Source organism: Pseudomonas sp. PS01297, assembly GCF_029959305.1.
Taxonomy (GTDB): domain Bacteria; phylum Pseudomonadota; class Gammaproteobacteria; order Pseudomonadales; family Pseudomonadaceae; genus Aquipseudomonas; species Aquipseudomonas helleri.
In genome coordinates, this window is record NZ_JASCPQ010000129.1 from 1 (window position 1) to 12399 (window position 12399).

Annotated in this window: 13 protein-coding genes; 10 read left to right on the forward strand and 3 right to left on the reverse strand. The window is 59.7% G+C overall.

What is annotated here, in order from left to right; translation table 11 throughout:
* Positions 1 to 110 precede the first annotated feature (110 nt).
* Entirely contained in the window at positions 111 to 335 is a 225-nt protein-coding gene (locus tag QMX84_RS24170) for a hypothetical protein (RefSeq protein WP_282364963.1), read from the reverse strand.
* Positions 320 to 1684: a PLP-dependent aminotransferase family protein gene (locus QMX84_RS24175; RefSeq protein WP_282364964.1), complete on the reverse strand. Its 1365-nt coding sequence runs from the start codon at positions 1682 to 1684 to the stop codon at positions 320 to 322. The genes QMX84_RS24170 and QMX84_RS24175 overlap by 16 nt, the downstream gene beginning before the upstream one ends.
* Before the next feature lie 86 nt (positions 1685 to 1770).
* On the opposite strand from QMX84_RS24175, the gene QMX84_RS24180 reads away from it, so the two are divergent.
* The 8 genes from QMX84_RS24180 (at position 1771) to QMX84_RS24215 (ending at position 9232) form a co-directional block, all read left to right on the forward strand.
* On the forward strand, positions 1771 to 2733 hold the full coding sequence (locus QMX84_RS24180; RefSeq protein ID WP_282364965.1) for a threonine dehydratase: 963 nt from the start codon (positions 1771 to 1773) through the stop codon (positions 2731 to 2733).
* Positions 2734 to 2979: 246 nt separating this feature from the next.
* A complete protein-coding gene (locus QMX84_RS24185) occupies positions 2980 to 5391 on the forward strand; it encodes a membrane-bound PQQ-dependent dehydrogenase, glucose/quinate/shikimate family (protein ID WP_282364966.1) in 2412 nt (803 codons plus the stop codon).
* A gap of 5 nt (positions 5392 to 5396) precedes the next feature.
* A complete protein-coding gene (locus tag QMX84_RS24190; RefSeq protein WP_282364967.1) occupies positions 5397 to 6032 on the forward strand; it encodes a TetR/AcrR family transcriptional regulator in 636 nt (211 codons plus the stop codon).
* Between the two features lie 40 nt (positions 6033 to 6072).
* Complete coding sequence (locus tag QMX84_RS24195) at positions 6073 to 6474, forward strand: hypothetical protein (protein ID WP_282364968.1); 402 nt, start codon at positions 6073 to 6075, stop codon at positions 6472 to 6474.
* 124 nt (positions 6475 to 6598) lie between these two features.
* Positions 6599 to 6943 (forward strand): hypothetical protein, encoded by a 345-nt coding sequence (locus tag QMX84_RS24200; protein WP_048388753.1) that lies wholly within the window; start codon positions 6599 to 6601, stop codon positions 6941 to 6943.
* Positions 6944 to 6997: 54 nt separating this feature from the next.
* Complete coding sequence (locus QMX84_RS24205) at positions 6998 to 7552, forward strand: UPF0149 family protein (RefSeq protein WP_282364969.1); 555 nt, start codon at positions 6998 to 7000, stop codon at positions 7550 to 7552.
* Between the two features lie 115 nt (positions 7553 to 7667).
* Positions 7668 to 8345: a GNAT family N-acetyltransferase gene (locus tag QMX84_RS24210; protein WP_282364970.1), complete on the forward strand. Its 678-nt coding sequence runs from the start codon at positions 7668 to 7670 to the stop codon at positions 8343 to 8345.
* Positions 8346 to 8380: 35 nt separating this feature from the next.
* Positions 8381 to 9232, forward strand: a complete 852-nt coding sequence (locus QMX84_RS24215; RefSeq protein ID WP_282364971.1) for a CAP domain-containing protein — start codon at positions 8381 to 8383, stop codon at positions 9230 to 9232.
* A gap of 98 nt (positions 9233 to 9330) precedes the next feature.
* Here the strand turns inward: QMX84_RS24215 and mqo are convergent, their stop codons facing one another.
* A complete protein-coding gene (gene mqo, locus QMX84_RS24220; protein WP_048369925.1) occupies positions 9331 to 10977 on the reverse strand; it encodes a malate dehydrogenase (quinone) in 1647 nt (548 codons plus the stop codon).
* Positions 10978 to 11474: 497 nt separating this feature from the next.
* Between mqo and QMX84_RS24225 the strand changes: the two genes are divergently transcribed.
* Together QMX84_RS24225 and QMX84_RS24230 are read left to right on the forward strand one after the other, a co-directional pair.
* Entirely contained in the window at positions 11475 to 11843 is a 369-nt protein-coding gene (locus QMX84_RS24225) for a hypothetical protein (RefSeq protein ID WP_048369924.1), read from the forward strand.
* Positions 11844 to 11855: 12 nt separating this feature from the next.
* Complete coding sequence (locus tag QMX84_RS24230; protein ID WP_282364972.1) at positions 11856 to 12326, forward strand: FAD/FMN-containing dehydrogenase; 471 nt, start codon at positions 11856 to 11858, stop codon at positions 12324 to 12326.
* Positions 12327 to 12399 lie beyond the last annotated feature (73 nt).

Consider the following 12399-nt stretch of genomic DNA (forward strand, 5'->3'; position numbering starts at 1 on the left):
GGCTTGCTCGCGATGGCCTTCAGAGCGCCTCATTTGCCAGACAAATACGCGTCATCGTTAATGACCATCGCGAGCAAGCCCGCTCCCACAAAGGGCCGTGTAAACCGTGGTTACACGGTGTACTGCTTGAACAGTTCTTCTTTGATGATCAGCAACGCGTCTTCGTAGTAGCGCTCGCCCCGCGCTTCGCTGAGCAATACCGAACGTACGCTGCCTTCACCTTCGCTCGGGGAGTGTTCGCAGGTGAGGTAAAACTCGGCCGTTTCAGGCTTGAATTCCAGGTAGTAAAACAGCTCGCGGCCTTCGCGGTGCCAGTAGCCTATTTCTCTGCGCATGGGGTTCCTTGGTCAATAAGCCGGGCAATACGCTCCAGCGCAACTTTCAAGCGTTGCGCACTCGACGCCGCCGTCAGGCTGATGCGTACCGCGTTCAGGGTGCAGGATTTAACCGCAAACACCTCCGCCGACACCACCTCCACACCGACCTTTTGGCAGGCGTGGGCAAAGCTGACGTCAGCGGGTGCCAGTGTCAGCCAGATATGCGGCGATGGCGTGTCTGTCTGGGACATGACCGCACCCAGTAATTTTTTTGCCAGGCGCCAGCGCCGGGTCACTTCTTCGGTTTGCCAGACCAAGCGCTGCACTGCCGTGCCGTCGCTGAGCCATTGATTGGCAATCGCCACGCACAGGGGCGAAATCCCCCAGTGCGCCGATTGCGCATGCGGGTCGATGCGCGCCAGCAACGCCGGGCTGGCGACAATCCAGCCCAGGCGCACACCGGCAGCCACGGTCTTTGACAAGCTGCTAACGAGTATCCCCAAATCCCCCAGGTAGTTGCACAACGGCGGGCTGTCGGTGAGCGCGCCATACACGTCATCTTCAATAATCCACACGCCATGGCGTCGGGCGATCCGGGCAATCGCCTGCTTGCGTTCGTCACCCATCACCGCTGATGTCGGGTTGTGCAGGGTCGGAGTCAGCACCGCCATGCGCGCCCCGGTGGCGCGGATGATGCGGTCAAAGTCTTCGGGCACGATGCCTTGCCCGTCCATGGCAATGCCATGCATAGGCAAACGCAACTGCGCGCAGGCGGCTTTGATCCCCGGCGCGGTCAGCGCTTCAACCAGCACCGGCTCACCCGCCTGGCACAACGACAGCAACACCGTGAACAAGCCTTGCTGGGCGCCGGTGCACAGCATGATGTTGTCCAGCGGCACAGGCAGGCCGCGTGCCTTGAGCCAACTGGCACCGACAACCCGGGCCTGGAGCAGGTCGGCCGCGCTCAGGTAATGCTGCAAACGAATCGACTGATGGGTTTCGAGCAACCATTGCAGGGCCTGCGGATCGCTTTGGCTGGCGTGGTCTATCGCCGGGATATTGGTGCGCAGGTCAATCTTCCCGGCGTGTTCATCGACCTGTTGCAAGCGGAACAACGTCGCCTCCTGGCTGCCCGACAGCACGTAGGTGCCGCGCCCGACTTCGCCCGACACCAGATGGCGCCGCGCCGCCTCGCGATAAGCCTGCATGGTGGTGCTGGGGTTCCAGCCCAACGCCCAGGCCAGCCGCCGCTGTGGCGGCAAACGCTCACCGGGCTTGAGCTCACCGCAGCTGATGGCGTGGGCGATTGCGTCTACCAGCGCCAGATAACGCGGTTGCGCTGAGTCGGTTATGAGAGGAATCCACATTTATTGTTGGCCATGCAATATAAGTCTCGGCCCATACAATGCGACGCCCCTAGAATCGAGTCAAATCCCCCTGATGACGGTGTGCCATGTTTGACCTGACAGCCCTTCGACTCGCCGCGACCACTGTGTACCAAAGCATGTCCCCTACCCCGCAACTGGCCTGGCCCCTGCTGGCCGAGCAATTGGACTGCACGGTATGGGTCAAGCACGAAAACCATACGCCGACCGGCGCCTTTAAAGTGCGCGGCGGCATGTTGTACGTGCAGGGCTTGCTGACCCGAGAGCCCGACACCCGCGGCCTGGTCACTGCCACCCGTGGCAATCATGGCCAGAGCCTGGCATTGGCGGCCCGCGCCCATGGGCTGAAGATTCGCATCGTGGTGCCCGAAGGCAATTCACGGGAAAAGAACGCCGCCATGCGCGCACTGGGCGCCACGGTGATCGAGCACGGCAAAGACTTCGACGAAGCACGCAGCCATGCCGCTGCCCTGGCCGCCGAGCATGGCTTGCATTTGGTGCCGGCCTTTCACCCGGACCTGATACGCGGGGTTGCCACCTATGCGTTGGAGTTGCTGGAGGCCGTACCCGACCTGCACACCGTGTACGTGCCCATCGGCATGGGTTCGGGCATCTGCGGGCTGATCCAGGCCCGCGACCTGCTGGGGCTGCAGACCGAGATTGTCGGCGTGGTCTCCGAGCATGCCGATGCGTATGCGCAGAGTGTCGAGCAGGGCCAAGTGGTGTGCACTGACACCGCCCACACCTTCGCCGACGGCCTGGCCTGTCGCCAGCCACAACCTGACGCGCTGGCAATCATCGCCAAGGGCGCCGCGCGGGTGATCCGCGTGTCAGACCGCGACATCGCCCACGCCATCCGCGTGTACCACGAAGCCACGCACAACACCGCTGAAGGCGCGGGTGCCGCCGCATTGGCCGGTCTGATCAAAGAACAGCCGCTACAGCAAGGCCGCCGCGTGGCCGTGATTTTGAGCGGGGCCAATATTGACCGTCAGTTGTACGCCGCACTTCTCGAAGAAGACCTCGTGTAGGCGCCGCCGCAGGCTGCGATCTTTTGATCTTGATCGCAGCCTTCGTTCCTCGTCAGCGACTACGGTTGCCCTCGCCAGCCCAAGGACGCAGCCGCGTCCTTAAATAAAATTTCACCTCTGCGACAAATTGTCTTTATTTGTGACAAAAACAGGCTCAAAATAAAAACTGTACCGTACAGTACCATTCTAAAACCTACGCTCGCAGTGCATGTAAAGGCCTTGGCTGCCGGCTTCAGGGATACCGTAATGAAAAATGCTAAACAAGAGGCGCCTGCCTCTAAAGGGAGACACCTGATACTGGGTGTCTTCGGGATTTTGCTTGGGCTAAGCGGCCTGTTCCTGGCAATCATGGGCGCTCAACTGGTCACACTGGGCGGCTCCTGGTACTACCTGCTGGCTGGTTTCGGCCTGCTGATAAGCGGTGTGTTGTATCTACGTAGAAAACCCGCCGCCACATTGGTGATTGGCGTTGTGTTTGTAGCAACCGTCATGTGGGCACTGTGGGAAGTGGGCTTTACGTTCTGGCCGATGGTGCCGCGTCTGGCCCCGTTCCTAGTCATCGGCCTGCTGGCCGCATTGCTGCACCCATGGCTCAGTCAGGGCCGTCACCGCGCAGCCAGCTACGGCGGCGCAGCGGTGTTTGCCGGTGTGTTGGCCGTGGGCTTCAACGCCTTGTTCACCCCGCACGGAGTGATTGAAGGCGAACCGTCTCTGGCCGCCGAGCCGCAAACAAAAGGCACAGATAAAGCCGCCGACTGGAGCCATTACGGCAGCAACCCGGCCGGCACGCGCTTCTCGGCGCAGACGCAAATCAACAAAGACAACGTCGACAAACTGCAAGTGGCCTGGACCTACCGCACCGGCGAAATCGCAGAGGGCGCGTCGGAGTACCAGAACACCCCGATCCAGGTGGGCGATACCCTGTACACCTGCACCCCGACCAGCAAAGTGATTGCCCTGGACGCCGACACCGGCGAGCAACGCTGGACCTTCGATCCAAAAGCACAAAACACCAAAACCTGGAACCGCTGCCGCGGCGTGAGCTACTACGAGCCGGCCAAGGTTGAACACCCACTGGTGTTCGCAGATCTTAAGCCTGCCAAACCGGCCCAAGGCAACAGCTGCGCCAAGCGTATCGTGCAAGTGACCATGGATGCGCGCCTGATCTCCATCGACGCAGAAACCGGCAAGCCCTGCGAAGACTTCGGTGACCACGGCTCCGTCGACCTGACCACGGGCCTGGGCCGGGTCATGGAAAACGTGCCCTACTACGCCTACACCTCGGCACCGACCATTTCGCGCAACTTGATCATTCTCGGCGGATGGGTCTTTGATGGCCGCTCGCTGGACGAACCTTCAGGCGTGATCCGTGCGTTCAGCGCCGACACTGGCGAGCTGGTCTGGGCCTGGGATCTGGGCAACCCGGACATCCGCAAGCTGCCACCTGAAGGCGAAACCTACACCCGCAGTACGCCGAACATGTGGTCCACGCCTGCGTTCGACGATGAGCTGGGCCTGGTGTACCTGCCACTCGGCAACCAACAGCCAGACTTCTGGGGCGGCACACGCCCGGAGCTGACCGAGAAGTACTCCTCGGCCGTGGTCGCCCTGGACATGGCGACAGGCCGCGAGCGCTGGACTTTCCAGACCGTGCATCACGACCTGTGGGACTACGACATTGCCGCGCAACCGTCGCTGTATGACGTGCCGGACGGCAAAGGCGGTACCATCCCGGCGCTGATCCAGCTGACCAAGCGCGGGCAGATCTTCATGCTTGACCGTCGCACCGGCCAGCCGATTGCCGACGTGATCGAAAAGCCGGTGCCTCAGGACGTCGCTGCCGGAGACTGGGTGGCCAAAACCCAACCGTACTCGGTGGGCATGCCGACGTTCGGTGCCGATCCACTGACCGAAAAAGACATGTGGGGTGCCACGTTCTTTGATCAGTTGATGTGCCGCATCAACTTCAAAAAGCTCAACTACAACGGTGAATTCACCGCCCCAAGCACCCAGGACACCCTGATTTATCCGGGCTACTACGGCGGCTTCAACTGGGGTGGCGGCGCGATCGACGAAAACACCGGCTACCTGTTCGTCAACGACATCCGCATCCCGCAGGTGGTCAAGCTGGTGCCGCGTGAAAACGTCGACCTGTCGCACCTCAAATCCGGCCACGGCGTGGGCAGTACCTACCCGATGGAAGGCACACCGTTCGTGATCGACCACAAGGGCTTCAACTCGCCGTTGGGCATTCCGTGCCAGAGCCCGCCTTGGGGCGTGTTTGCCGCCGTGGACCTGAATACCCGCAAGAAAGTCTGGGAGCGCCCTGCCGGCACGGTTGAAGACGCCGTGATCAACGGTGTACGCGCCAACCTGCCGATCCCGCTGGGCATGCCGACTCTGGGCGGCGGTGCAACCACTGCTTCCGGCCTGGTGTTCTACGCCGGCACGCAAGACTACTACCTGCGGGCCATGGACATGGCCACTGGCAAGGACCTCTGGAAAGGCCGTTTGCCGGTCGGCGGGCAAGCCACCCCCATGACCTACCTGTCGCCTAAAACCGGGCGCCAGTACGTGGTCATCGTCGCCGGGGGCGCACGTCAGTCTCCAGATCGCGGGGATTACGTGATAGCGTACGCGCTCCCTGAAAAAGAGTAGTTCCCATGCCACAGTTGCACCGCTCCAGCCCTTCAACCGCAACCCGGAGCGAGGAGAAGCGGCGCAACTTGCTGATCACAGCCAGTGAACTGTTTTTGCAGCAGGGCTACGATGGCCTCAGCATGGACGCCATCGTAGCCGCAGCTGGCGGCTCCAAAGCCACGATTTACCGCTACTTCGGCAGCAAGGCCGACTTGCTGGTGGCGGTGGTCGAATACCTCTGCGAAGACTTCATCATCAACCTCAAGCAACTCAACACCTCGGGCATCGAACTGACCCGCGGCCTGGAGCTGATTCTTGAAGAACTCGTGGCGGTGGTCACCAGCCCACGCCATGTCGACTTCTACCGACTGGTGGTCAATGGCTCTGCGCACGTGCCGCAAGTGGGGCAAACCTGGTATGAACACGGCCCCAAAGTCTGGCACCAGTTGATCTTCAACCTGCTTGAACAGCAACGCCATCGCGGCCTCATCGCGGCCAATAGTTCGTTCTCTGAATTGCCGCCCATTCTGTTCGACGCGCTGTTTTCACACCTCACCACGCGCACCGTGATGCTGGGGCAAACCTGCACGGCCAAAGCCTTCGCACCGATGATCAACGAACTGATCGCCCTGGTAGTCCGGCGCCTCAAGGCCCCCTGATACGCGACAACTATGGGCCGATATGGCTATGCTCATGCCCATGAGCTCATCCACTGTGGTCCGCCAACCCTGCCCTCCCGGCGCTTGCAATTGCGAGCGCGACCACCTGTTGGCGCAACCTGCTCCCGACCTGCGCATTCTGGGCCTCACCCGCCAGGCCGAAAAAGTCATGCTTGAGCGCCTGGAAAACATCCAGAGCCTGGACGATCTGCAGCGCATGCAACGGCGCATGTACGAACAGCTAGGCATAAAGGTGCAGGTTGAACCCGGCTTCAACGAGGTACGAACCATGCGCGGGATCGAAATCCGCGTCGCCGACCAGCCTGGTTTGTGTCGCAAAACGCGCCAGTCGATTCCGGCGGCGATTCGTCGAGCGTTGGAAAAACGCCCGGAGATTGCCTACAAGCTGCTCGACAGTCACGACCTGCTGCGTGACACCTGAACCTTCTGTTAAGAGTAAACTTTGCGACATATCCGGCAATTATCAAGCCAAGGGGCTGGTTTTCCTTGCTTATACCTTCCCAATAACTTATAAGCGCGTTTTTGAATAACGATAGAGCCACACCATGAGCACCGGATTCACCGAGGACGAAATGCGTATAGCGCTCGGCCTTGATCTGCCCGTAGCGACAAAGCCAGTTACGCCACCCGCTCCACCTGCAATTCCCGCCACACCCAAACCCGCTGCAACCCTCACTCCCAAGCCCGCACCGCGTGCACCGGTCAAGCGTCGAGGGCCGATGTTGCGGGTTACCCTGCACGTCAGCAAAGTCTATGACGGCGAAGAAACCGTGTTCATTCACGACTCCAAACTGCTGAGCCAGTTCGACGCCGAACAAGAGGCAAAAAAAGCCCTGGCCAAAGCCGGCTTTAAATACTTTGTGGTTGATTCGATTGTTCGGGTTGACTGACGCTGACACGTCTGACGTAACGTTGCCCCAGGACTACATGCCAAGGAACCTGCCATGCACAGCCAGCCTCTGAATGCCGCCGACTTCGACGTACTCGAAGACACCCTGCTCAAATACGGCGACGATCACTCCATCCTCAACACCTGCGAGCTGGATGGCTTCTTTACTGCACTGGTTTCAAGCCCGACGCAGGTCGACATCGCCGACTGGTTCCCCGCGATCTGGGGCGGCCAGAACCCGGACTGGGAAGACCCCGAAGAAGCCAAACACTTCATCGAGCTGAGCGTACGCCATTTCAACACCCTGGCCCGCCAACTGGCAGAAGACAGCAAAACCTTTGCGCCGCGCTTTGAAGAATCCGAACACCAGGGCCAAAACTTGACCCTGGCCGAAGAATGGTGCTTCGGCTACATCCGCGGCGTGACCCTGGCGCAATGGCCCGACATGCCCGACATCCAGACCGGCCTGCTGAAAACCATCGTCGACTTGGCTGAACAAGACAACTTTGAACTGCCAGAAGACTTCGACGTACCGGCCTACCAGCAACAAGTAGCCTTGGTAGCTCCGGCCGCCCGTGCCTTGCATGACTACTGGCTAAGCCAGCGCTAAACCAATCTCCTCCCTGTAGGAGCGAGCTTGCCTCGCGATCTTTTTAAACGATCAAAAGATCGCGAGACAAGCTCGCTCCTACAGCAGCAGTTTTTTCGCCTCGCAGGCCACGCTTATGACCACCCTCACCCACTTCGACACGCCGATCAGCGAGCCGATCAACGCGCAGATCATGCAACTGGTCGTTGACCATCTCAGCGACATCAGCGCCATGGAAATCGCGCCGAGCAACCTGCTCTACAGCATCTACCAGTACGCCATCGGCTTTGAAGTGCACCTGTACCTGCAAGCCCTCGACGGCTCAAAAGGCATCGCGGTAGAACTGATTGTCGCCACCGATGAACAAGACCCGGACAAGGTCACCGGTTTCGCCCTGTACTTGCCGTACAAAGACGACCCGCAGGCCTGCGGCGTAGCCTACATGGCCGAGTTGGCCAGCCATCGCCATCTGGGCGTGATGCAGGCCATGCTGGAGGAAATCACCCGCCGCTACCCGCACACCGAACTGAGCTGCAGCGTGAGCAAAGTCGCCGCGCTGCAACGCATGGGCTTTAACGTCATCGGCACCCGCGGCCCGCAAGTGCTCATGAACACCCGCAATTACAGTTCGGACGGACTCATGGGCGTGCTGGACGTGGCAGCGGTGTATCAGTCTACCGAGGTGCGGCAGATCCACACCTACCTGCTCAATCGCAACGGCAAAAAAGCCATGATCGACGCCGAAAAGAAACGCGACCGCCAGATCGACCAGCTCACCGCCAAAGCCAAGGCTTTCGTGGCCAGCCTGAAATAACGCATGATGGGCGCATTCCGATCCGAGGCAACGTTATGCGCCGTCACTTCACCCTCACCCGCCTTGCCGGGCTCAGCCTGGGCCTGCTCTTCAGCGCCAGCGCATTGGCCAGCGAAGAATCGCAACTGGTTGACTCAATCAACGTGTACCGCAGCCAGGCGCAACCATGCGCTGGCCTGGCGTCGCAAGAACTGCCGCCGCTGACCTCTGATATTCGTCTGGTACTGCCCGCGAACGGTTTTGGCGATTTGCAGCAGTCGCTCGCGCAAGCCGCCTACCCGATGGTCAACGTGCAAGCCATCAACCTCTCGGGCCCGCGTGACTCCGAGGCAGCAATGAAAGCCGTGCGCGAAAGCTTCTGCAAAGTGGTGCTCGACCCGCAGTTTGTCGACATCGGCGTCAGCCACACCGGGCAGGATTGGCGCATCGTGCTGGCGCGCCCTCTGTTGACTGCACGCCTGGGCGACGCTCAGGCAGAGGGCCAAAAGGTTCTTGAGCTAATCAACAGCGCCCGCACCCAGCCGCGCCAATGCGGCACCCAAGCCTTCGCGCCTACCGGCCCATTGACCTGGAACGCCACCCTAGAGACCGCCGCCGAGGCGCACACCCGCGACATGGCCAACAACAATTACTTTGACCACAAAGACCGCACCGGCGGCACGCCGGGTGATCGCGCAGAACTGGCTGGCTACATTGCCCAACAAATCGGCGAGAACATCGCCGCCGGCCTGGACACGCCACGCAAAGTCGTCGACGGCTGGCTGGCAAGCCCCGGGCACTGCGCCAATATCATGAACCCGCAATTTCGCGAGTTGGGCGCCGCCTATGCGACAGACCCTAAAAGTGATGCAGGCATCTACTGGACCGCGTTGTTCGGCACGCAGTAACGCTTAGGCAAGAAGGAGTGTAGCTAGGGATGCTGCGGGGAAGGCTGCGAGGCTAAAAAAGAGCCCCGCCCAACGGTTGTTGGGCGGGGCTGCTTTTTTTACAGCGCCATGTCGGCCGCTGGGTTGCTTGGAGCAGGCTTGGCCGGCTCAGCAGGTGCTGCTGGTGTACCGTTGGCTGCCGGAATGGCAGGCGGCGGAGTCAGTTGCAGCACATCGGCGGTGTACGCCCATTCTTGTGCAACGCGCTCAGGCGAACCGTTCAGCTTGGTGCCGTAGCTAGGCACGATCTGGTGCAGCTTGGCTTGCCACTCAGGGGTCGCAACCTTGTCCTTAAACACGGTTTCAAGCACGTTGAGCATGATCGGTGCAGCGGTCGAAGCACCTGGCGAGGCGCCCAGCAGACCGGCAATGCTGCCGTCTTTAGCAGCAACGATCTCGGTGCCCAGTTTCAGCACGCCGCCCTTCTCTTCGTCACGCTTGATGATCTGCACACGCTGGCCGGCTTGCCACAGACGCCAGTCTTCTTGCTTGGCGTTCGGGTAGTACTCTTTCAGCGCGTTGAAGCGGTCTTCGTCCGACAGCATCAGTTGGCCGGCCAGGTACTCAACCAGCGGGTATTGTTCGATACCGACTTTGGTCATTGGCCAGATGTTGTGCGCCGTGGTGCTGGTCAGCAGGTCGAAGTACGAGCCTTCTTTCAGGAACTTGGTCGAGAAGGTCGCGAACGGGCCAAACAGGATGACGCGCTTGCCATCCAGCACGCGGGTGTCCAGGTGCGGAACCGACATCGGCGGAGCGCCAACCGAAGCTTTACCGTAAGCCTTGGCCAGGTGCTGCTCGGCAACCGTTGGGTTATCGGTCACCAGGAACGAACCGCCTACCGGGAAGCCAGCGTATTCCTTGGCTTCAGGGATACCGGATTTCTGCAGCAGGTGCAGAGCCCCACCGCCAGCGCCGATGAAGACAAACTTGGCGTCAGTTTCGCTAGTGGTGCCGTCCTTGAGGTTTTTGTACACCACACGCCACGAACCATCTTCGTTGCGCTTGATGTCTTTAACTTCGCTGGACAGGTTCAGCGTGAAACCAGGCTTGGTTTGCAGGTAAGACACGAACTGGCGCGTGATTTCGCCGAAGTTCACGTCAGTACCAATTGGCGTCCAGGTGGCCGCGACTTTCTGGTTCGGGTCACGCCCTTCCATCATCAGCGGTACCCACTTCTTGATCTGGTCCGCGTCTTCGGAGTACTGCATACCCGCGAACAGAGGGCTGGCCTGCAGCGCCTCGTAGCGTTTTTTCAAGAACTTGATGTTGTCATCGCCCCACACAAAGCTCATGTGCGGAGTGGAGTTGATGAACGAACGAGGGTTTTTCAGAACACCGTTCTTGACCTGCCAGGCCCAGAACTGACGCGAAATCTGGAAGGCTTCATTGATTTCAATGGCCTTTGGGATCTCAACGTTGCCGTTCTTGTCTTCAGGGGTGTAGTTCAGTTCAGCCAAAGCCGAGTGACCGGTACCCGCGTTGTTCCAGCCGTTGGAGCTTTCTTGAGCGACGCCATCGAGACGTTCGATCATCTCCATGGACAGGCCAGGTTCCAGCTCGTTGAGCCAGACACCCAAGGTAGCGCTCATGATGCCGCCGCCAATCAGCAGGACATCAACGTGCTTTGGCTCGGCAGCGTGCACGGACGTGATGCCCATGGTCAGCGCCAGGCCCAAAAGCCCTTTGTTCATCTTCTTTAACATGTTGTCGTACCTAAGATAAAACGCCATCTACCCGGCACGGCGCGCTGAACAGAACTGGACAGGATTACAGGACAGGCTTGCCTACAACCGAGCCCTTCATCAGGCCTTGTTCGGGTAGATATATAAGGCCTATGCACACTATAGACCTCACTTTTATGTACCTTGGGCGCTGATCTTTTATTGCTTTTGGCTTCAGCTACTTGGGTGACATTTCGGGTAAGTGCCGGGCGCGGCCGATAACAGGTCTGCCCTGTCCAGCTCCTTCACTCCCGACACCTTCTTGCGACTCCATTGGTACTGACACCTCTTGCAACTCTTTCCAGAGAGCCTGCCCGGATGCGAAAAACCGGCGGTGTCAGCCTTCAAACCGCGACATTCTACCTCAGGTGGCACTTTTGACGTAAACGCATCTTTTTAGCGATGTGAAGTAGATCAATGGCTAAGGGACAGTTCACGTACAATCGCGCTTTTGCCACCGCTGCCCACAGGATTCACCCATGTCTTTGAACAAACGTAACCAGGCTCAGATCGAACGTCGCCTGGTTAAACACCTGACCGATGCCTGTGAAACCGCCAAAGGGCAAATTCCGGGCTTTGTCTGGCTCACCCACTCAGTCGACTTCGAAGCCTTCCCGGCCAGCCTGAAGGTGGTCTGGGTGTTCGACAACCAGGTCAACAAAGACTTCGCCCTGGCCGATGGCGAGGCGCGGTTTATGGTTGAACTCACCACCCGCGCCCTGGCCGATGCCAATATCAACGTGCGCCAGGTGGCCAACCACGTTTTTTATGACTCCGAAGACGAATGCCAGCGCGCCTGTGGCGGCGACTGGGTCAAACGTCTAGCCCAGAAAACCACCCGAAAATAGAGAGACTACACAGTGAGAATTGCACTTTTACTGCTGTTAAGCGCCCTGTCGTTGCAAAGCTTCGCCGCCACGGTGGGTGAACACCTTACCCCCTGGACGTTGCAAGACCAGCACGACCAGCCTTACACCCTGGACGCCAACACCCACGTGCTGCTGGTGGCCCGCAACATGGACGGTTCCAAGCTGGTAAAAGCGGCGCTGGAAAACCAGCCAAAAGGTTACCTTGAGGCCCGCCATGTCGCCTTTTTGGCTGACGTGCATGCCATGCCGTCATTGATCGGCAAATTCATCGCCATCCCTAAAATGCGCGACTACAGCTACCGCGTCGTGCTGGATCGCGACGGCAAGATCGCCGCCCAATACCCCGGCGCAGACGACCAGGTGCTGTGGTTGCAACTGGACAACGGCACGCTGGTGTCGCAGCAAACCTTCGCCAGCGCAGACGCCCTGCGCGCCGCCCTGGAAAAACTCCCCACCGAGTAACCCCCACGACACTTGTGTAGGAGCGAGCTTGCCTCGCGATCTTTTAAACGATCAAAAGATCGCGAGGCAAGCT